The sequence below is a fragment of the Kitasatospora sp. NPDC017646 genome, from assembly GCF_044329365.1.
Taxonomy (GTDB): Bacteria; Actinomycetota; Actinomycetes; order Streptomycetales; family Streptomycetaceae; genus Kitasatospora.
In genome coordinates this window covers 1-19,475 of sequence record NZ_JBIRJC010000027.1, presented here as the reverse complement: position 1 = coordinate 19,475, position 19,475 = coordinate 1, and the positions used below count along the sequence as shown (strand labels likewise).

The window sequence follows — 19,475 nt, the reverse complement described above, 5'->3', positions numbered from 1 at the left end:
TCTCAACTCCAGCGCCGTTCGCCCCTCGAACGCGCTGCGCCGGCCGGGTGATCATCCGATGATCCGATCGCGCGTCAACTCAGAGTCGGCGCACGGGGCGTACGAACTACCGGCGGATCCGACGGGTCCTGGTCCGCACGTGGGGGTGCCGCTCGGGCCGGCGCTCCGCCCCGCTCGGGCCGACCCCGTACGCCCGGTTGCGCCCGGCGCGGACCGTCCGGCGGCGCTGCTGCGCCCCGGCCGAGCGGCTGGGGACGCCGCCGACGGCCCCCTCCACCGGCTGCTGGTGCGCCGCCGCCCCGGCCACGGCCGCGGAGCGGCGGTCGGCCAGTCGTGCCTGGCGGCGGGCCAGCGCCCGGGCGGCGTGCGCGTCGAGGTGGGCGGAGGCCCGGGCGGCCATCCGCTCGGCGACCCGGTGGGCGGCCGGGTGGTTGGCGGGCACCTTGTCGGGCGCCCCGGCGATCAGGTCGAAGAGCCAGGTGCGGGCCCGGTCCGCACGCCGGTGCAGCAGGCGTTCGCGCCGGAGCGCACGCGCCCGGCGGCGGGAGCGCGTGGCGTAGCGCCAGCGGGCCCACGGGCTGCTCGGGCGGGCCAGCCGGATCGCGCCGATCCAAGACAGGCCGGGGACCATGATCCCGAGCAGGCCGGTCCACACCTTGCCCTTGAGCAGGGTGATCACCGAGGCCAGCGCGTTCACCGAGATCACCGAGATCAGGCCCCAGCGGGTGTCCTCACCGGGCAGCGGGCCGAACGGAACGTACCCGATCAGCAGCAGCGCGGTGAACAGGATGCCGAAGATCACCGCGTCCACCGACTTGCGGCCCTGTTCGCTCCAGTACACGTCGTCCAGGTGCAGGATCAGCGCGAACTCGTCCAGCACCAGGCCGCAGCCGATGCCGAAGAGCAGCCCGAACCAGTCGATCCACGGGGGCGTTCCGTAGGCGGCGAACACCCCCATGCCGCCGACCAGCAGGAAGCCCAGACCGAACACCATGTGGTGGATGTGCAGGCCGCCGGGGGTGACGTTGCCGGGCCACCAGCGCACCTGGGCGCGGATCATCCGCACGCTGAACCGGATGAAGACGAAGGAGGTGATGAAGCCGATCAGCAGCAGGAACAGCGGTTGCTTCTGCGCGTTGACGATGTGCTCGCGGTAGCTGTCCAGCAGTGTCGACATGGGTCTTACCTTCGTTCCTGGTGCTGCGTCCTGCCTGCCGCGACATGACCCGGAAGCCAATACCGGCCCAACAGCGCTCCGACCCGGCTCCCGGCCCTTCCGCCACCGGGCCCGGGGTCCCGCCTCCGGTCAGAATCCGCGGGTGCGCTTGGCGGCCCGGCGCGGGACCGCCGGGTAGAGCGAGGGCAGCTCGGCGCCCACCGGCAATTTCAGGAACAGCCGGGCGATCTCGCCACCGAGGTTCACCCCGATCGCCAGCGCCATCGCGATCGCCGCCGCCCGGAAGACCGACACCAGACCGGTGCTGGAGTGCCCCTGGGCGAAGGCGAGCATCCCGAGGTAGAGCGCCGAACCCGGCATCAGCGGACCGATCGCGGCGGTCACGTACGGCAGCGCCGAACCGTTGCGGTAGCGCGCCATCAGCTGGCCGAACAGGCCGACCAGCCCGGCCGCCACGCCGGTCGCCGCGATCGGGTTGACGCCCGCGTTGTACACCAGCGCGCCGTAGCTGGCCCAACCGATGCCGCTGTTGAGGGTGACCAGCGCGAGGGTGCGGCGGTCGGTCTGCAGCAGCATCGCGAAGGCCAGGGTGAGCACCATCGCGGCGACCATCTGGACCGGCGGGTAGCTGATGCCCGCCAGGCTCTCGTCCGGCTTCAGCTTCGCCTCGAAGCCGACGCCCAGATAGAGGATCACCATCACGCCGATCACGATGCCCGCGACCAGGTAGACCACTTCCAGCAGCCGGGCCGCGGCGGTGATGTAGAAACCGGTCAGGCCGTCCTGGACGGCGGCGACCAGCGCGCGCCCGGGCAGCAGGGCGAACAGGCCACCGGTGATCACCACCGAGCCGCGCAGCCCCCAGTCGTTGAAGGACAGGACGATCCCGGAGGCGGCGGCCGGCATCGCGGCCGCCACGAACTGGTAGAACTCCGGCAGTCGGCGCCGGGCCAGCGCGGAGGCCAGCCGGTCACCGAGGACGGCCGCGATGAAGGCGCTGGCGAAGACCAGCCCGGCCTTGTCGTCGATCCGCCCGCCGACCAGGAAGGTCGCCGCGCCGGCCAGCAGACCGGTGGTCAGGGCGAGCAGCCAGGCCGGGTACGGGTGCCGGTTGCGGCGGATCAGGGCCAGTCGGCGGTAGGCGTCGTTGACCGTCACCTTCTCCGCGGTGATGTCGGCCACCAGCTCGTAGACCGCGTTCAGCCGGGTGTAGTCGGAGGTGCGGCGGCGCACCACGCGGTCGGCGGTGACCGGCGGCTCGACCAGCGAGGGCTGGTGCGAGATGCCGATCAGGGTGAAGGTCACCTGCGGCTCGCAGCGGTCCAGCCGGTAGGCGTGCGCGATGCCGAGCATCGCCGCCTCGACGTCCTCGGCGGCCTCGCCGCTGGCCAGCAGCAGTTCGCCGATGCGCAGCGTCAGGTCGAGGATGCGCGGGACGTTGCGGGCGGCGCCCGCGGAGGGGTGCATCTCGCGGGCGGTGCGCTCGAAGGCGGGGCGCTCGGACATCGGGGTGCGCAGCAGGGTGCGCATCCGGTCCGGCCAGGGCACCTCGCCGGGGGCGCCGACGGTCAGCTCCGGGACGGGGATGCCGGTGGGCGGGGTGTAGCCGGCCGCGCGCCACTCCTCGGGGGTGAGGGTGTCCTCGGCGACCGAGCGACGGCGGGCCGGGCGCTCAACAGCCGGGCGCTCAACAGCCGGGCGCCCGGCGGCCGGGCGCTCGGGGGTCGGGTGCTCGGGGGTCGCGTCCCGGGGGCGCAGATCGACGGTCAGCTCGGGGTGCGGCTCCAGCGGCGGCTCCGCCGACGGCCCGGTCTGCCGCTCGTCCCGCGGCACGGCCTGCCCCGCGGTCCGCGGCTCGGTCCGCGGCTCGGTCCGCGGCTCGGGTTCGGGTGCCAGCAGGCCCCTGGTCTCCGGGACGGGCGGGGCGAGCGGCACCTCGATGGTGGGCTCGACGGGCGGAGCGGGGTGGCCGAGCAGGCCCTCGGTGGGCGGCGCCTCGGCGGGGTGCACCGGCTCGGGCGGTGTCTGCGCCACCTGGCGGACCGCCCGGCCTCCCCTCGCCCGCTTGCCCGCACCCGGTCGGCCCCGCTTAGGCACTTCCGCTCCTTGCCGCCCCTGGTGGCCGCCGGCCACCGTTCGATCTCGGGTTACACCTTGCCTGATCGAACAGCTGGACGCACATGTACGCGGCGTCCCGCGGCGGCGGGCCCGGGCGCCTACCCGGCGCGGTGGCGGACGGCGGGCTCCGCTCCGGAACGGCGGGCCCGGAGCAGTTCGACCGCCACCGGGATCACCGAGACCAGCACGATGCCGACCAGGATGGCCTCGACGTTGTCCCGGACGAAGGGGATCTGCCCGAGGAAGTAGCCGAGCACGGTGACCCCGGCGCCCCACAGCACCCCGCCGACCGCGTTGAACAGCACGAAGCCGCGGTAGTTCATCCTGCTCACCCCGGCGACGACCGGGGTGAAGGTCCGCACGACCGGCACGAAGCGGGCCAGCACGATCGCCTTGGGGCCGTGCCGGTCGAAGAAGGCGGCGGCCTTCTCGACGTTCTCCTGCTTGAAGACCCTGGAGTCGGGGCGGCGGAACAGGCTCGGCCCGACCTTCCTGCCGAACAGGTAGCCGACCTGGTCCCCGGCGACGGCGGCCGCGACGATCAGTGCGCAGACCAGCCAGAGCGGCTGGTGCAGGTAGGTGCCACCGGCCACCAGCAGGCCGGTGGTGAACAGCAGGGAGTCGCCGGGGAGGAAGAAGCCGATCAGCAGGCCGGACTCGGCGAAGACCGCGGCCAGGATGCCGATCAGGCCGAAGGTGGAGATCAGGGTGGTCGGATCGAGCCAGGACGGGCCGAGGGCGAGGCTGGTCACGGTGCGGGCGCTCCTGGAGGTCGAGTCTCGGCAATGCAATGGCAAAGCAATGGCAAAGACTCGTCCGGGCGCGGAATGGTTCCCCGGCCCCGCGCGGGGCCGGGGACCGAACGGCCGGCGGCTCAGATGTCGTAGCGCTCGATGATCTCCTTGTGCCACCGGAGGTCGGCCTCCGCCGCTTCGGCCAGGGCGAGCCAGGTCACCGGGTGTTCCCAGCCGGCCGTGAGCTCGTGCAGCAGCGCGTCGGCCTGCTCGGCCGAAGCTGTCGGCGGGAGGCCGAGGGCAGCGTAGACGCCGGGCAGGTCGTGGTCCGCCCGCTCCGGGTCCGAGAGCCGGTACTGCTCCCCGCTGTACACCCAGACCGCGTAGCCGGCCGCCCGCAGCCCGTCCCGGAACCCGGCCCAGGCCTCGTCCCCGGGCCGGACGCCGTCGATCCAGTAGGTGGTGTAGCCGGCCGGGTCGAGCAGGGTCAGCAGCGCGAAGGTCGGGCGCCAGTTCTCCCGTTCCTCCTCGGGGGCGTCCTCGGCCGGCGGGCGCTCCAGCAGGGCCGGGGCGAAGACCACCACGTCGCCGTGGTTGAGCGTCAGGTCCGCGCCCAGCACCGGCAGGATCCGGGCGGTGGCCGGGCCCGTCCGGACGGCGGGCAGGTCGGCCCCGGTGCCGTTGGCGCGGGTGGCTCGGACGTTGACCAGCTGCCACTCCTCGTCCACCGGGCCCTCGGGCTCGTCGAACTCGATGCCGATCCGGGCGCCGGTGGAGCGGACCACGGCCCAGTCCCGGTTGGCGCTGGCCGCGGTGATCAGGTGCCAGAGGTCGGACTCCTGGACCGTCCGGTGGCGCTCCTCCTCCCCCGCCTCCTCGGCGGGCAGGGCGTGCTCCAGCAGCTCCTGGTAGAGGCGCTGCGCGGTGGCGTGGTCGCCCAGCTCGGTGGCGGCGGCCGCGGCCAGCCGGCGGGTGTTGATCCGGCCCGCCTCCAGCACCAGGATCGCCTGGCACTGCTCCAGCACCTCGGCCCAGCGCTCCTCGGCGGCGGCCCAGCGAGCGCGTATCCAGTGCCCGTCGGCCGGGCTGGTCGCGGCCAGCCGGTCGGCGAGGCGGCGCACGCCCTCGGCGTCCCGGGCCTCGATCAGGGCCTGGCCCAGCGTGCCGATCAGCTCCTGGCCGCGCGGGTCGGCGTCCAGCCGCTGCCAGAGCAGGTCGGCGGCGGCCCGGGCGTGGCCGAGGCCGCCGAGCACGTTGGCCAGCAGCACGGCCAGGTCGGTGGCGCCGGCCTGCTCACCCCGGTACCGGTCCAGGGCGACGGAGAGCAGGTCGGCGCCGGTCTCGAAGGGCACCCGGGCCTCCGCCAGGTGTGCCGTCAGCTCGCCGGGCGGGACGGGCAGCTCGGGCACAGGAAGTGCTTCGGCGGCCGCGCGCAGGGCGGCGACCTGCTCGGCCACACCGGCGGTGCGGCGCAACCGGGTGAGCTTGCGCTCCCCGGTGGCCGCGAGCGTGAGCGCCACCGTACGGGCGCCGCGGGCGAGCGCCAGCCGACCGGCCGCCAGCAGCAGGTCCACGCACGGGCGGTGCGAGCCCGTGCCGTCCAGGTAGCCGACCCAGCCGGCCAGCACGGCGCCCAGCTCGGCGTCGTTCTCCCAGGCACCGGCCGCGATCAGCAGCTCGACCGTCTCCGTCCAGCTCTGGCGCAGGTCGGCGTGGCGCTCGGCCTCGGCCCGCTCGGGCAACAGGGCGAGCGCCTCCGCGGTGCGCCCGAGCGAGGCGAGTGCGCGGGCCCGCTGCAGGGCTCCGGAGCGCCGGTCGCTCTCGTCGAGTTCCTCGCCCCGGGCTTTGGCCGCCTGGTCGGCGGCGTCCAGCACGGTCAGCACCTCCTCGTGCCGGCCCAGCAGGTGCAGGGTGCCGGCCCGGGCCCGGTGGAAGCGGAGCGAGACCTGCTGGCCGGCGGTCCGCATCCGCGCGGCGGCGGTGTCCAGGTGGGCGAGCGCGTCGGCGGCCCGCCCGTCGTCCTCCAGGGCGTCGGAGTACTCGCGGGACAGGCAGTCGAAGCAGGCGCGGCCGGGCTCGATCCGCTCCAGCGTCTCGCCGACCACCTCGAGTCGCTCCCGCACGTAGCCGGGGCCGTCGACCCGGGCGTGGCAGATCGCGAAGTCCTGCACCACGCAGACGGACTGGGGGCAGCCGGCCGTCTCCTCCCGGTGGGCGAAGTCCAGCAGGTCGACCACCTCGGGCAGGACGGCCTCGCCCTGCTGGCGCTTGTTCAGCAGGTTCTGCATCCGCCAGTGCCGCAGGTAGACCTCGACCCAGGGCAGTCCCAGGGCCCGGGCGGAGGCGACGGCCTCCGGGTAGACCGCGTCGAGCTGCTCGTTGCGCCCCTCGGTGGCGTGCTCGGGCAGCTCGTACATGGCGTCGGCCAGCCGCCCGTGGCCGGCCGCGTGCAGCTGCTGGTGGGTGTCGCGCACCCAGGCCCAGATGTCGGTGGTCATGTCCGTTCCCCCTGCGTCGTGCTGATGAGTTGTCTACCGCGGGCCACTGACATTCCCGTCGCCGGGCGGTCGGTCACGCCTGTTCCCGCAGGTCGCCGGGGCTGTCCGGGACGTCCGGCAGTCCGGCCGGGACGGCGGCGGTCAGGGCGGAGACGGCGGTGCCGACGCCGGCCAGCGCGGCGCCGAGGTCACCCTCGGCGGGGCCGGTCGAGGCCGCCGCCATGATCACCTTGAGCGATCGGAGCAGCCCGGCGGCGGTGGCGCTGCCGGTGTGCCCGGCGCGGTAGGCGGCGAGCAGGTCCTGGACGGCCGGGCAGGCCAGGTTGAGGTAGAGCCGGGCCCTGACCTCGCCGCCGGTGCGGGCGGTGAACGCCCGGGCCAGCCGCAGCGCGGCGGACGGGATCCGGGCGTCGGCCTGGTCGTCCTCGATCCGGGCCTTCAGTTCGGCCTCGCGGTCCGGCACCAGCACCAGCGGCAGGCCGGGCGGGTCGAAGCGGGCCGGGACGAGTTGCTCGCCCGGGTCGGCGAGGGCGCCGGACAGCCAGGCGGACTCCTCGGGCGGAAGCGGGCGCTCCGGGTCGCGGAACAGTTCGCGGTTGCCCTGCTCGCTGCCCAGTTCGACCAGCCGGCAGCCGCGCAGCTGGGCGTAGCGGCGCAGGAACGGCAGTACGGCGTAGCGGTCGCCGCGGGCGATCGGCACCCGCATCGCGCGGTACAGCATCTCCTCGAAGCCGCCGCCGCTGCCGAGCGCGACGTGCACGGCTCCCCCGCCTGCCGCCCGGAGCCCGCCAGCGGTGAGGTCGCTCTGGGAGGTGGGCACCGGGACGTCGTCGGCGAGCAGGGAGAAGAGCCGCTCGTCGCAGAGCGCGGCACCGAGCAGGTCCTGGCCGTGCCGGGTGAGGATCCGGCGCCAGGCGGCGGGCCGCAGCCGGGCGGTCTCGTAGAGGCCGTCCACGATGGCGTCGGTGAGGGCCTTCTGCAGCGCGCGGTAGTGCTCGTCGCGCTGGAGGTCCTCGCGGCTGGCGGTGGGGGTGAGCCGGTTGGACTCGATCACCCCGCCGATGAAGCCGGCCCAGCTGGGCAGCAGGTCGCGGGCGTCCTCGGCGAGCAGCATGCCGCGCAGGTAGACGGCGAGGTCGCGGTTGTCGCTGCTGCCGTAGGTGCCGCCGTCCTGGACCCAGAGCAGGCCGACCGCGTCGGTGGCGCCCTCGACGGGGCCGACGGGGAAGGCGGTGAGCGGTTCGAAGCGGCGGCCGAAGGCGGCGGCGAAGCGCATCCGGACGGCGTGCTGGTCCCCGTCGGAGGGGTGACGCGGAGCGTCTCCGGCCAGGGCGGTGGCGGGCGACGGGTGGGCCTGCCGGCGCCAGGGCACCTGGACGGAGTTGACGGGCTCCTCGTCCTCGCCGACGAAGACCGGGATCGGCAGCAACACGCAGTACCGGCCGAGGACTTCGCGCAGCGCCTGCTCGTCGGCGAGGTGGCCGTGCTCGGCCTTGAGCGCCAGCTCGACCACGGTACCGGGCTGCGGACGGGCGGGCACCGGCTCGACCTGGTAGTGCTCGCCGCCGCGGCTGCGGTAGCGGTGGCCGCGCTGCGGCTCGCGGTGCGAGGTGGTGGTGACGGTCACCTCGTCGGCGACCGAGAAGGCGGAGAGGAAGCCCAGGCCGAAGGCGCCGATCAGCTCCTGGTTGCCGGTGAGTTCGCGCAGCATCCGGGTGTAGCCGGTGCCGACGGTGGCGAGATAGGAGTGGATCTCCGGTTCGGTGAGGCCCGCCCCGGTGTCCTCGATGGCGACGGTCCGCCGCGCGGCGTCGGCGCGCACCCGGATCAGCGGCCGATGCTCGCCGTCCGGGTCCTCCAGGAACCGGCGGGTGTGCGAGTCGTGGGCGTTCTGGACGAGTTCGCGCAGGGCGACCAGCGGGGTGGAGTAGAGGTGGGTGGCGAGGACGTTCACCAGGCCGCCGAGGTCGACCTCGGTGGTGCGCAGGTCCTCGGCGGGGGTGGGCTCGGTCGTGGCACCTTCAGACATGGGTCCCCAGTGTGCCAGTGCGACAATCTGCCGACCATTTCTTTCTATGCATCAGCTCGCACGGCCGGAATGACGGATTCTGGTCAACTCCGAATTGACCGATGCCCCACGATCGAGGGAAATGCCACCCATTCGGTGGAGTTCGTCCACGGCGCTGGTGAATGCTGATCACGCGACCCCCGGCACCGGCACTCCGGAGCGGCCACTCCGGATCGCGCCACCTTCGCACTTGCAGTCAGGGAGACCAGCGTGTCCCGTATTCGCGCAGCCGCAGCCGTCACCACCCTCGGAGCCCTCCTCCTCGTCGGTGTCGGTGCCGCCACCGCGCACGCCGACAACGGCGCCGGCGTGGACGACCACTCCAACAGCAGCGTCGTGAGCAACGCCGGTTCCGGCAACGTCATCGGAACGGTCACCGGCAACGTGGTCAACACCCAGCAGACCGCCGCCGGTTCGGGTGCGAGCAACCAGAACAACGGCCTCGCCGTGGCCGGCAACGGCGGCAACGTCGGCGCCCTGCAGGGCAACGGGAACTTCGACGCCCGGGTCCACTACCCGCACGTCCTCCACTGAGCCGTCCTCCCGGCGCGGGCCGGGTGCCCGCCGCCGTCGACTCGGGGCAGGGCACCCGGCCCGCGCGTCACTCCCACACCCCCAGCACCGCCCGGCCCAGCCGCCGCAGGCAGTCGCCGAGGTCCGGCCTGGCGCTGTGCGGACGGTTCCGCACCCCGTCGTTGACCAGCGAGAACAGCGCGTGCACCCGGATCCGGGCGGTCACCGCGTCCTCCTCCGGGCGCACCTGCCGCAGCAGGCCGACCCAGGTGCGCAGGAAGTCGCGCCGGAAGTCCACCGCGACCCGGCGGTCCGGCGGGTCCAACCGCTCGGTCTCGCTGAGCATCGCGCCCAGGTAGTCGCCGTTGCGCAGCGCGAAGTCGACGTACGCGCCGAGCCCGGCCGCCAGCGCCGCCCGCGGCCCGTCGGCGGTCGCGATCGCACCGTCCACCTCGTGCCAGAGCCGCTCCCGGCTGCGCACCAGCGAGGCGGCGAGCAGGTGGGCCTTGCTGTCGAAGTGCCGGTACACGCTGGGACCGGAGATGCCGACGGCGGCGCCGAGTTGGTCGGTGCTGACGTTGTCGAAACCGCGCTGGTGGAACAGCCGGACGGCCGCCGCGAGCAGTTCCTCCCGGCGCGCCCGCGGCCTCGGCTGCGGCACCGCCGGGGCCCCCGGCCCGGCGGCCGTGCCGTCCAGGGACACCGCGAGGACGGCCGCGACCAGTTCGCGTAGCAGCGCCTCGGCCCGGCGGGGCTGCGGAGCGGCCGACTGGTAGGACAGCCCGGCACAGCCCGAGAGCGCTGACCAGCAGATCAACTCCGCGTCGGCGGCGGCCAGTTCGGCCCGTTCGGCGCGCAGCACCGCAGTCATCATGGCGACGTCCCGGCGGAGTTCGCGGCGCAGCTCGGCCCGGCGGGCGGGCGGCAGCAGCCGGGCGTCGCGCTGCACCAGGGTGCCGAGCGGGCGGTGGCCGACCGCCACCGCGGCCAGTGCGGCGCCGAGTTCGGCGGTGGTGCCGGCCGCGCGCAGGCCGTCGGCGAGCGCGTCCAGTCCCAACCGGACGGCCCGGTCGAGCAGTTCGGGCTTGCCGCGGAAGTGCCGGTAGAGGGCGGGCGCGGTGATGCCCACCCCGGCGGCGACCTCGGTCATCGAGACCTGGTGGTAGCCGCTGCGGTGGAAGCGGTCGGCGGCCACGGCGAGGATCTGGGCGCGTCGGCCGGGCGGCCGTCGGACCACCATGGCGGGCCTCCCTCGCGTTCGTCCGTCTCCCCGACCGAAGGCTAGCAAGGATTCACTTCGCCGCCGTGCGGCACCGCTCTTCCCGGCCGGTTCCCCGGTGCCGGAATGCTGGACAGTCGAGGCTACCCGGGATTAACTTGTCGGGCCACCACCTGGCCCGTTCCGCCTCCGCCGGCCCGCCGGCCGGCACCGTCGAAGGGAGCGCCGCCGTGCGCCGCACCGTGTTCAACGAGGACCACGAGGCCTTCCGGGAGACCATCCGGGACTTCATCGCCAACGAGGTCGTCCCGGTCTACGAGAGCTGGGAGGCCGACGGCCACCCGCCCCGCGACTTCTACCGCCAGCTCGGCGAGCTCGGCGTCTACGGCATCGAGGTGCCGGAGGAGTACGGCGGCGCGGGTGAGAGCGGGTTCAAGTACCAGGCGGTGATCGCCGAGGAGACCGCCCGGGCCGGCGTGAGCTTCGGCTCCTCCGGCGTGCACACCGGACTGGTGCTGCCGTACCTGCTGGAGTACGCCGACGAGGAGCAGAAGCGGCGCTGGCTGCCCGGCTTCGTGTCCGGTGACATCATGACCGCGATCGCGATGACCGAGCCGGGCGCCGGCTCCGACCTCGCGGGCATCTCCACCACCGCCCGGCTCTCCGAGGACGGCACCCACTACGTCCTCAACGGCGCCAAGACCTTCATCACCGGCGGCGTGCTGGCCGACCTGGTCCTGGTGGTCTGCCGCACCGCGCCGTACGACCCGGAGAACCGCCGGGCCGGGCTGTCCATCCTGTGCGTGGACACCACCTCGCCGGGCTACTCGGTCGGCCGCAAGCTGCAGAAGATCGGCCTGCGCACCTCGGACACCGCCGAGTTGGCGTTCAGCGACGTCAAGGTGCCGGTGGAGAACCTGCTCGGCGAGGAGGGCCGGGCCTTCTCCTACCTGACCCACAACCTGGTGCAGGAGCGGCTGGCGATCGCCGTCGGCGCGTACGCGGCGGCCGCGGCGGCGGTGCGGTTCGCGGTGCAGTACGTCAAGGACCGCAAGGTGTTCGGCAAGGCGGTGGCCGAGTTCCAGAACACCAAGTTCACCCTGGCCGACTGCCAGGCCCAGGTGTTGGCGCAGCAGTCGATGGTGGACCGCGCGCTGGAGCTCTACCAGGACGGCGAGCTGTCCGTCGCGGACGCGGCCGCCGCGAAGCTGTTCTGCACCGAGTCGGCCTCCACCGTCATCGACAAGTGCCTCCAGCTGCACGGTGGTTACGGCTACATCCTGGAGTACCCGATCGCCCGGCTCTACACCGACAACCGGGTGTTCCGGATCTACGGCGGCACCAGCGAGGTCATGCGCAGCATCGTCGCCAAGTCGCTGGGGTTGTAGGCGCGTCAGGGCCGCGTCGAGCTGCGGCGGGCCGCACACCCGTGGCGGCCCGCCGCGACCGTCCGCGCGGATGCCACCGGCACGGCGGGCGACGGGCGCCCAGGGGCGTACGGTCCGCGCACCGGCACCCGCGGGCGCGTACGGGCACGCGAGCGCTCTCAGTTGGGCGAGCTGTGCTCCGCGCGCCAGGCCTCCCAGCCGGCCGTCGAGGCCACCTTCGCCTCGCGCAGGGCCCGCTGGGCGAGGGCGGCCGGCGCGGTCTCCAGCCCGCGCACCCAGCTGCGGCCCGCGGTGAGCAGCGCCGCGCACACCATCGCCGCCCCGGCCGCGCCGAGCAGCGAGCCGATGCCGGTGAGCACCACCCCGCCGGTCAGTAGCGGGCGGTTGAGCTGGAACCCGTTGGAGGGTCTGTCATTGGAAGCCATATCTCCACGATGCGGGCAGTTCACGGGGTCCGCACCTCGGGTGAGCCGCTCCGGGTGCGCGACACCCGCCCGTCCGCGAACCTGGGCACACGGCTTGAGGAGGAGGCGGCGCGATGCCCGATCTCGAACGGCTCGCCATTGAGCACGCCGCCCGCGCGGCCGAGAGTCCGCACGGGCGCAGCGCCCACCTGGTGCTGCACGACGGGATGCTGCGGCAGACCGTGATCGCGCTGACCGCGGGCACCGCGCTGGACGAGCACAACCCGCCCACCGCCGGGAGCGTCCAGGTGCTGCGCGGCCGGGTCTCGCTGACCATCGCCGGGCGACAGCTGGAACTCTCCGTCGGCGAGCTGGAGCCCGTCCCGCAGGAGCGGCACGGGCTGCTGGCCCACGTCGACTCGGTGGTGCTCCTGACGGCGGTCACGGCGTAGTGCCGGCTCCCAGCACGCTGCCGCTGACCAGCCGGAGCCCGCGCAGGAACTCGGAGCCGTCCGGGGCCAGTTCGGGCGCGGCCAGCCACTGGGCGACGTAGCCGGCCAGCAGGATCTGGTAGAAGGTGCCGCGGGCGAGCTCCTCCTCGGTGTCCGGCACCTCGGCCACCCCCTGGAACACCGCGGCGAGGCCGAGCCGGCCCTCCTTCTGCGCCTCCTCGAAGGCCCGCGCCAGTTCGGGGTTGTGCCCGGCCTGGGCGAGGGCCTCGAACTGGGCCGCCCAGAGCCCGCGGTGCGCGACGAAGACGTCCCGGAGGCCGTTCCAGACGGCCGCGAAGCGCACCTCCGGATCGTCCGACACCTGGTTGGCGCCGTACACCACCATGCCCAGGGCCTCACCCATCTCGCCGATCGCCTCGATCATCGCGGCGTTGAGCAGCGCGTCCTTCGAGCCGAAGTGGTAGCCGATCGCCGCCAGGCTGACGCCCGAGGCGGTCGCGATGTCGCGGGCCGTGGTGCGTCCGTAGCCCTTCTCGTACAGGCAGCGCTTGGCGCCGGCCATCAGGTCTTCGCGGTTTCCCATGCCCTGAATCCTACGGAAGGGCTGCACAAATGTCTTGCACGACCGTCTCACACTTACGTTTTAGACATACGTACTAGACAAGCGTCTGACACGCCCGTACTGTCTTCCCCATGACCGCAACCACCGGCCGCGCAGGCCGTCGCGAATGGATCGGCCTGGCCGTCCTCCTGCTGCCGACGCTCGTCCTGTCCATGGACATGGGCGTGCTGTTCTTCGCCGTCCCGTACATCTCCACCGAGCTGGCTCCCAGCGGCACCCAGCAGCTGTGGATCATGGACATGTACTCGTTCCTGCTGGCCGGACTGCTCATCACGATGGGGGCGCTGGGCGACCGGATCGGCCGCCGCCGACTGCTGATGATCGGCGCGGCGGGCTTCACCGGCGCCTCGCTGCTGGCCGCCTGGTCCGGCAGCGCCGAACAGCTGATCGCCGCCCGCGCCCTGCTCGGCGCCGCCGGGGCCACCGTCATGCCCTCGACCCTCGCGCTGATCCGCAACACCTTCCACGACGCCAAGCAGCGGCAGATCGCGCTCGGCGCCTGGGGCGGCATGCTCACCGCCGGGGCCACCCTCGGCCCGGTCGCGGGCGGACTGCTGCTCGACCACTACTGGTGGGGCGCGGCCTTCCTGGTGGCCGTCCCGGTGATGGTCCTGGTGCTACTGACCGCGCCCGTCCTCCTGCCCGAGTACCGCACCGCCGCCCGCACCGGCCGCTTCGACCTGCCCGGCGCCGCGCTCTCGCTCGCCGCGGTCCTCCCGCTGGTCTACGGGGTCAAGACACTCGCCGTGGACGGCTGGAGCCCGCTGCCCGCCCTCGCCGCCGCGGCCGGGCTGCTGCTGGCCTGCGCCTTCGTGTGGCGCCAGCGCACCGCGGCGAACCCGCTGATCGACCTGGGCCTGTTCCGCATCCGCACCTTCAGCGGGGCGATCAGCGTCAACACCCTCGCGATGTTCGCGATGATGGGCTTCGCCCTCTTCACCTCCCAGTACCTGCAGCTGGTCAAGGGCATGAGCCCGTTCACCGCCTCGCTCTGGTCGCTGGTACCGAGCCTCGGCGTCGGCGCGGCGATCGGGATCAGCTCGGCGCTGGCCGGCAGGGTCCGCCCGGCGGCCCTGATGGGCGGCGGCTTCGTGGTCGGCGCGACCGGCTTCGCGATGATGACCCAGGTCGGCCCCCACTCGCCGCTGGCTCTCATCCTCACCGCGGCGGGCGTGCTGGCCGCCGGCACCGTCGGCACCATGACGATGACCGCCGAGATGGTCGTCACCGCCGCCCCGGCCGAGCAGGCCGGCGCCGCGTCCGCCACCTCCGAGACCGCCGTCGAACTCGGCAGCTCCCTCGGCATCGCCCTGCTGGGTGCGGCGGGCGCCGCGGTCTACCGCCACCAGCTGGACGGCGCCCTCCCGGCGGGCGTCGACGGCACGGCCGCCGGCACCGCCCGGGACACCCTCGGCGGCGCGGTCTCCGTCGCCGCCCACCTGCCCGGGCGCCTCGGCCCGGACCTCCTGGAGACCGCCCGCGGCGCCTTCACGGACGGCCTGCACGTCGCCGCCGCCGTCGGCCTGCTCTTCGCCCTCGGCGCCGCCCTCCTGGCCTACCGACTGCTGCGCCACCTCCCCGCGGCCGCCACGACGGCCCCGGAACAGGAGCCCGTCGCCGCCTGAGCCGTCCACGGCTTCCGGTCACGCGAGTCATCGAGAGCCCCCGCCCACCCGGGCGGGGGCTCTCCGCCGTCCGCGCCGGAGCCAGGGGCGGGGTTCGCGAAGACCCGGTACGGGAGTGGTCAGGCATGCCAGGGTGGGCGGCCATGGAGAACGTTCACGGGCGGGTGCGCGGGAGTTACGACGCGGTGGCGGAGGAGTACCTGGGGCGGATAGGGGGTGAGCTGGCGCACAAGGTGGTGGACCGGGCACTGCTGGGCGCCGTCCTGGAGGAGGCGGCCGGCGGAGTGGTGGCGGACCTCGGGTGCGGGCCCGGGCACGTGGCGGGGTGGCTGGCCGGGCAGGGCGCGCGGGTGGTCGGGATCGACCTCTCGCCCCGGATGGTCGAGCTGGCCGGGCGTGAGCACCCGGAGGCCGCCTTCCGCACCGGCGACCTGCTGGCGCTGCCCGCCGGGGACGGCGAGTTCGCGGCCGCGGTGGCGCTGTACTCGGTGATCCACCTGGAGCCGGACGAGCTGTTGCCCGCCTTCGTCGAGATGCGGCGGGTGCTGCGGCCCGGCGGGGTACTGCTGGTCTCCTTCCACCTGGGCAAGGAGGTCCGACGGCTGGAGGAGTGGTGGGGCCACCGGGTCGACGTGGACTTCCACTTCCTGGAGACCGACGCCGTCGCCGCCCGCCTCGCCGAAGCCGGGTTCGCCGTCGAGGCGCGGCTCGAACGGCTGGGCCTGCCCGAGGAGGCCGACACCCGGCGCGGCTACCTGCTGGCGCGGCGCCCGTAAGGGCCGCTCCACCCGGGGGTGGACACCGGTGCGTCCACCCCGGGGTGCGTGTCGCGACGGCCCGGCCGGAGGACCGTGGAGGGGTACCCACGACCGTCAGGAGCCGCCCGATGTCCCTGCCGTCCCTCCTCTCCCTGCTCGGCATCCTCTGCTGGATCGCCTACGAGCTGCTGCTGCGACGCCGCGAGGACGGCGCGGCCGGCACCTGGCACGCGGACGACCGCGACCGCGGCTCGACCCGGCTGCTGCTCGCCTGCTACGTCGCGTCCGTGCTGGCCGTGGTGCTGTTCGACCGCGCCTCGATCGGCGAACCGCCGACCCGGGCACGCTGGTTCGGGGTCGCGCTGGTCGTCGCCGGGCTGGCCCTGCGGGCCTGGGGCATGCGGACCCTGGGCCGCTACTACACCCGCACCCTGCGCACCGTGGACACCCAGCACGTGGTCCGCTCCGGCCCGTACCGGCTGATCCGCCACCCCGGCTACGCCGGCAGCCTGCTGGTCTGGATCGGCTACGCGCTCGGCGCCGGCGGCTGGGCCGCCGCCCTGGTGGTCGCCGCGCTGCTGCTCGGCGCGTACGGCTGGCGGATCGCCGCCGAGGAGCGGCTGCTGCTGGCGTCCTTCGGCCCGGCGTACGCGCAGTACCGGAAGGAGTCCAGGCGCCTGGTGCCGTTCGTCTACTGATCGATCCGGCCGCAGGGCGGGTGCGGGCGGACACCCCGGCGGGGCCGTGTCGCCCACGATCCGCTCGAGCAGCACCTGGTTTTCGGCCAGCGTTTCCCGGCCGGTGTATCCGTTCGCCGTCAGGTCCAGGCATACTGGCGAGCATGGGCGCTCGCGCCCACCCGTGACTCTAGACAAGAAGGGACCGGTGGCCAGGGATGCTGCGGAACGGTCTTGAGCCCTGGCACATCTTGGTGGTGCTGGCGGTCGTAGTCCTGCTGTTCGGATCGAAGAAGCTGCCGGAGATGGCCCGCGGCCTGGGCAAGTCGATGCGCATCCTGAAGGCGGAGACCAAGGCGATGCGCGAGGAGGACACCCCGGCGGACGCCGGCACCGCGCAGAGCACGGCCACCCCCCAGCCGGGCGCCGACCGCCCGGCCGTCACGCCGACCAACGTGACCAAGGCCGCCGAGACCAAGCACACCGAGACGACCGCCTGAGTCGTCCGAACTCCCCGTCGAGCCCCTGGTGGACCTTCCACCAGGGGCTCGACGCCGTTCGGGGGGGCGGAGCCGGGACCGGAGCCGCGGGCCGGGGGGCCCGCGGCGGATCGGGGGTCGGGGGGCCGGCGGCGGATCGGCCGAACAGCCGATCAGGTCGGGCGGGCGCCCTGCCGTTGGGCGAGGCTGGGCGGGATGTCCGAGAATCCTGCCTCTCCACCCATCGACTTCCAAGCCGGAGCGTGGCTGCTCTGCTCCTTCACGCTGCTGATGGTCGGGTACTTCACGCTGCCCCTGGAGTGGTTCGGTGACCGTCGGCCGGTGATCAGCTGGCTGGTCTTCGGGGGGGCACTGGGCGGGATGACCTGCCTGATGGTGGCCAAGATGATCGAGGTGATGCGGGGAACGGCGAAGCGGCCGGTGGTCTGGCTGGCCTTCCTGATCTTCCTGGCGATGACCATCTTCTCGGCGTCGTACTACGCGATGGGTAGGCACAAGGCCGAGTTCGCGGGGCTGGAGACGCGGCTGGACGCGCTGTACTTCACGGTCGTGACGATGTCGACGGTGGGGTACGGGGACATCACTCCGTCCGGCCAGACGGCGCGGCTCGTGGTGGTGCTGCAGATCGGGTACAACTTCGTGTTCCTCGCGGCGGCCGCCGGGACGACGTCCCGGGCGGTCCGGAGCAATATCGAACGGCGGGTCCGGCGCGAGGAGTGACTCCGGCTCGGCGGCCCGCTCGCCCGACCCGCTCAGTCGGCCCGCCGCGCGTCCAGCCGGCCTGTCAGCCGTCCTTCCCGGGCGGCGCCGTGCGGGACCGTCCACAGGCTGTGGACGGTCCCGCCTCCGCTGCGGGTGGGAAACGCCCAGGCCCGGACCCTCGATGCGGCCGTCCGGGACGTCCTGGCGCGGCGTCAGTCGTCCTGGTTGTCGGCCGTCGCGTGGAGGGTGGTGAGGAGCGCGCCGAGGCGGGCGTTCCAGTTGGCGTAGGTGAGCGGGTCGATGGAGTGCTTCTTGCCCATGTCCCTGATCGTCTTCTGGGCGGCCTTGAGCTCCTGGGCGGCGTCGTCGGGATTGCCCTCGTTGAGCCGGGCGGCGCTGTCGTCGAGGATCCGCAGCAGCTCCGCCTGCTTGTCGCGTTCCTTGGCGATCGGAGCCTGGGCGACGGCCTGGCGGAAGGACTGGAGCTGGAGGGCCGCGGGCTGGTTGCGCGGGACGACCTGGGTGGGCGCGGGCTGGGGCGCCGCTGCGGTCGGGGCCGTCGGGGCGGTGGAGGAGGCGCCGGACGCGGGGGGCGCGGCCGGCGTGGAGGCCGGAGCGGTGGCCGCGGGCTTGGCGGCGGTTGGCTTTGCGGCGGCGTTGCCGGCCGGCTCGTCGAAGGCGGTGAGGGCCAGCGCGGTGATCCCGGCTATGCCCGCTATGCCGAGGGCGCCGAGGACGAGCGGCTTGTTGCGGCGGTTCCGCGCCGGCGCGGGCGTGCCGGGGAAGCCGGCGCGGGCCCCGGGCGGAGCGGCGGGGACCGACGGCAGCAGGGAGGTGGCGGCAGCGGGTTGGGGCGGCAGGAGCGTGGTGTGCTGCTGGTTCGGCGACACCGGCTGATGTGGCGCCGGCTGGTGTGACGGCACCGGCTGGTTCGGGAGCACCGGCGGGAGCATCTGGGTGGGAGCGGCCGTCGCGAGCAGTTCGGCGGTCGGGTCACCGACCGCCAGGCCCGGCACCGTGGAGAGCAGTTCGGCCCGCGCGGCGGCGGCGTCGGCCGGACGGTGGGCCGGGTCCTTGGCCAGCAGGTGCAGCACCACGGCGTCCACGGCCGGCGGCAGGCCGGGGCGCCGGGCGGACGGCGGCAGGGGCTGCTCACTGACGTGCTTGAAGGCGATCGCCACCGGGGACTCGGCCGTGAACGGGGTCTCACCGGTGAGCATCTCGGTCAGCACGCAGCCGACGGCGTAGAGGTCGGTGCGGCCGTCCAGGTCGGAGGCGGTGGCCTGCTCGGGCGAGAGGTAGGCGGCCGTACCGAGCACGCTCGCCGTCTGGGTCAGGTTGCTGGAGGAACCGGCCCTGGCGATGCCGAAGTCCACCACCTTCACGCCGCCGTCGTCGGTGATCATGATGTTCCCGGGCTTGATGTCCCGGTGGACCAGCCCGGCTCCGTGCGCGACCACCAGCGCCTCGCACACCGCCGCCGCGATGCCGACCGCGCGCTCCACCGGCAGGTTCGGCTGCTGGACCAGGACGGCGGCCAGTGAACGGCCCTGGACCAGCTCCATGACGATGAACGGGGTGCCCTGGTCCACGCCCGAGTCGAAGACCATGACGATCCTCGGGTGCACCAGCATGGCGGCGTGCTGCGCCTCGCGGCTGAAGCGCTCGGCGAAGCGGGGGTCGTCGGCGAGGCCGCCGTTGAGGACCTTGACGGCCACCTGACGGCCCAACACGCGGTCGATGCCACGCCAGACGGTGGCCATGCCGCCGACGCCGAGCATCTCGACGAGTTCGTAACGCCCGTTCAGCGCCCGTCCGATCACCTGGGACTCCCCTCGCGTGCGGCGCCCGGGGTTCCGGGGCGTGGTGTGCACCTGTGCACGATAGCCGTCTTGGGGTGGGGGGCTGTGGGGGGTTCTGCGGTGGGGGGGTGGGCTTTCGGGAGGGTGGGTGGCCGGGGCGGGTGGGGGGGGGGGGGGGGGGGGGGGGGGGGGGGGTGGGGGGGGGGGGGGCCGGGGGC

17 protein-coding genes are annotated in these 19,475 nt (G+C 73.9%); 8 read left to right on the top strand and 9 right to left on the bottom strand.

Going from position 1 to position 19,475, the window contains the following annotated elements; translation table 11 throughout:
• Positions 1-106: 106 nt before the first annotated feature.
• The 5 genes from ACH4J0_RS30905 to ACH4J0_RS30885 form a co-directional block, all read right to left on the bottom strand.
• Positions 107-1,177 carry a hypothetical protein gene (locus tag ACH4J0_RS30905; RefSeq protein ID WP_396244035.1) on the bottom strand — a complete coding sequence of 357 codons (1,071 nt, stop codon included), beginning with the start codon at positions 1,175-1,177 and terminating at the stop codon, positions 107-109.
• Positions 1,178-1,306: 129 nt separating this feature from the next.
• Positions 1,307-3,274 carry a threonine/serine exporter family protein gene (locus ACH4J0_RS30900; RefSeq protein WP_396244034.1) on the bottom strand — a complete coding sequence of 656 codons (1,968 nt, stop codon included), beginning with the start codon at positions 3,272-3,274 and terminating at the stop codon, positions 1,307-1,309.
• Positions 3,275-3,393: 119 nt separating this feature from the next.
• Complete coding sequence (locus tag ACH4J0_RS30895; protein WP_396244032.1) at positions 3,394-4,047, bottom strand: DedA family protein; 654 nt, start codon at positions 4,045-4,047, stop codon at positions 3,394-3,396.
• 122 nt (positions 4,048-4,169) lie between these two features.
• Positions 4,170-6,527 carry a hypothetical protein gene (locus ACH4J0_RS30890; RefSeq protein ID WP_396244030.1) on the bottom strand — a complete coding sequence of 786 codons (2,358 nt, stop codon included), beginning with the start codon at positions 6,525-6,527 and terminating at the stop codon, positions 4,170-4,172.
• A gap of 73 nt (positions 6,528-6,600) precedes the next feature.
• A complete protein-coding gene (locus ACH4J0_RS30885; protein ID WP_396244029.1) occupies positions 6,601-8,556 on the bottom strand; it encodes an ATP-binding protein in 1,956 nt (651 codons plus the stop codon).
• A 249-nt stretch (positions 8,557-8,805) separates the two neighbouring features.
• Between ACH4J0_RS30885 and ACH4J0_RS30880 the strand changes: the two genes are divergently transcribed.
• Positions 8,806-9,129 (top strand): hypothetical protein, encoded by a 324-nt coding sequence (locus ACH4J0_RS30880; protein WP_396244027.1) that lies wholly within the window; start codon positions 8,806-8,808, stop codon positions 9,127-9,129.
• A 67-nt stretch (positions 9,130-9,196) separates the two neighbouring features.
• Here the strand turns inward: ACH4J0_RS30880 and ACH4J0_RS30875 are convergent, their stop codons facing one another.
• Complete coding sequence (locus ACH4J0_RS30875) at positions 9,197-10,348, bottom strand: TetR/AcrR family transcriptional regulator (RefSeq protein WP_396244025.1); 1,152 nt, start codon at positions 10,346-10,348, stop codon at positions 9,197-9,199.
• 209 nt (positions 10,349-10,557) lie between these two features.
• On the opposite strand from ACH4J0_RS30875, the gene ACH4J0_RS30870 reads away from it, so the two are divergent.
• A complete protein-coding gene (locus tag ACH4J0_RS30870; protein WP_396244023.1) occupies positions 10,558-11,715 on the top strand; it encodes an acyl-CoA dehydrogenase family protein in 1,158 nt (385 codons plus the stop codon).
• Between the two features lie 158 nt (positions 11,716-11,873).
• Here ACH4J0_RS30870 and ACH4J0_RS30865 read toward each other — a convergent pair whose 3' ends face one another.
• Positions 11,874-12,140, bottom strand: coding sequence for a hypothetical protein (locus ACH4J0_RS30865; RefSeq protein WP_396244022.1), 267 nt, complete (start codon positions 12,138-12,140; stop codon positions 11,874-11,876).
• 113 nt (positions 12,141-12,253) lie between these two features.
• Here ACH4J0_RS30865 and ACH4J0_RS30860 point away from each other — a divergent pair, with 113 nt between their 5' ends.
• Entirely contained in the window at positions 12,254-12,571 is a 318-nt protein-coding gene (locus tag ACH4J0_RS30860; RefSeq protein ID WP_396244021.1) for a cupin, read from the top strand.
• Here the strand turns inward: ACH4J0_RS30860 and ACH4J0_RS30855 are convergent.
• Entirely contained in the window at positions 12,561-13,154 is a 594-nt protein-coding gene (locus tag ACH4J0_RS30855; RefSeq protein WP_396244020.1) for a TetR/AcrR family transcriptional regulator, read from the bottom strand. The genes ACH4J0_RS30860 and ACH4J0_RS30855 overlap by 11 nt on opposite strands.
• A gap of 110 nt (positions 13,155-13,264) precedes the next feature.
• Here ACH4J0_RS30855 and ACH4J0_RS30850 point away from each other — a divergent pair, with 110 nt between their 5' ends.
• From ACH4J0_RS30850 to ACH4J0_RS30830, 5 genes are all read left to right on the top strand, one after another.
• On the top strand, positions 13,265-14,818 hold the full coding sequence (locus ACH4J0_RS30850; protein ID WP_396244019.1) for an MFS transporter: 1,554 nt from the start codon (positions 13,265-13,267) through the stop codon (positions 14,816-14,818).
• 143 nt (positions 14,819-14,961) lie between these two features.
• Positions 14,962-15,594, top strand: a complete 633-nt coding sequence (locus ACH4J0_RS30845) for a class I SAM-dependent methyltransferase (protein WP_396244018.1) — start codon at positions 14,962-14,964, stop codon at positions 15,592-15,594.
• A 110-nt stretch (positions 15,595-15,704) separates the two neighbouring features.
• The gene (locus ACH4J0_RS30840) at positions 15,705-16,274 is read left to right on the top strand and encodes a methyltransferase family protein (protein ID WP_396244016.1); all 570 of its coding nucleotides are present in this window, start codon (positions 15,705-15,707) and stop codon (positions 16,272-16,274) included.
• Between the two features lie 197 nt (positions 16,275-16,471).
• A complete protein-coding gene (gene tatA / locus ACH4J0_RS30835) occupies positions 16,472-16,753 on the top strand; it encodes a Sec-independent protein translocase subunit TatA (RefSeq protein WP_396244015.1) in 282 nt (93 codons plus the stop codon).
• 195 nt (positions 16,754-16,948) lie between these two features.
• Positions 16,949-17,473, top strand: coding sequence for a potassium channel family protein (locus ACH4J0_RS30830; protein ID WP_396244013.1), 525 nt, complete (start codon positions 16,949-16,951; stop codon positions 17,471-17,473).
• 194 nt (positions 17,474-17,667) lie between these two features.
• Here ACH4J0_RS30830 and ACH4J0_RS30825 read toward each other — a convergent pair whose 3' ends face one another.
• The gene (locus ACH4J0_RS30825; protein ID WP_396244011.1) at positions 17,668-19,329 is read right to left on the bottom strand and encodes a protein kinase; all 1,662 of its coding nucleotides are present in this window, start codon (positions 19,327-19,329) and stop codon (positions 17,668-17,670) included.
• Between the last annotated feature and the right edge of the window lie 146 nt (positions 19,330-19,475).

What these genes read in the sequence shown, in the direction of transcription:
- ACH4J0_RS30905 (WP_396244035.1), bottom strand. Translation starts at nt 1,177, where the DNA reads ATGTCGACACTGCTGGACAGCTACCGCGAGCACATCGTCAACGCGCAG.
- ACH4J0_RS30890 (WP_396244030.1), bottom strand. Translation starts at nt 6,527, where the DNA reads ATGACCACCGACATCTGGGCCTGGGTGCGCGACACCCACCAGCAGCTG.
- ACH4J0_RS30885 (WP_396244029.1), bottom strand. Translation starts at nt 8,556, where the DNA reads ATGTCTGAAGGTGCCACGACCGAGCCCACCCCCGCCGAGGACCTGCGC.
- ACH4J0_RS30875 (WP_396244025.1), bottom strand. Translation starts at nt 10,348, where the DNA reads ATGGTGGTCCGACGGCCGCCCGGCCGACGCGCCCAGATCCTCGCCGTG.
- ACH4J0_RS30865 (WP_396244022.1), bottom strand. Translation starts at nt 12,140, where the DNA reads ATGGCTTCCAATGACAGACCCTCCAACGGGTTCCAGCTCAACCGCCCG.
- ACH4J0_RS30860 (WP_396244021.1), top strand. Translation starts at nt 12,254, where the DNA reads ATGCCCGATCTCGAACGGCTCGCCATTGAGCACGCCGCCCGCGCGGCC.
- ACH4J0_RS30855 (WP_396244020.1), bottom strand. Translation starts at nt 13,154, where the DNA reads ATGGGAAACCGCGAAGACCTGATGGCCGGCGCCAAGCGCTGCCTGTAC.
- ACH4J0_RS30850 (WP_396244019.1), top strand. Translation starts at nt 13,265, where the DNA reads ATGACCGCAACCACCGGCCGCGCAGGCCGTCGCGAATGGATCGGCCTG.
- ACH4J0_RS30845 (WP_396244018.1), top strand. Translation starts at nt 14,962, where the DNA reads ATGGAGAACGTTCACGGGCGGGTGCGCGGGAGTTACGACGCGGTGGCG.
- ACH4J0_RS30840 (WP_396244016.1), top strand. Translation starts at nt 15,705, where the DNA reads ATGTCCCTGCCGTCCCTCCTCTCCCTGCTCGGCATCCTCTGCTGGATC.
- tatA (WP_396244015.1), top strand. Translation starts at nt 16,472, where the DNA reads ATGCTGCGGAACGGTCTTGAGCCCTGGCACATCTTGGTGGTGCTGGCG.
- ACH4J0_RS30830 (WP_396244013.1), top strand. Translation starts at nt 16,949, where the DNA reads ATGTCCGAGAATCCTGCCTCTCCACCCATCGACTTCCAAGCCGGAGCG.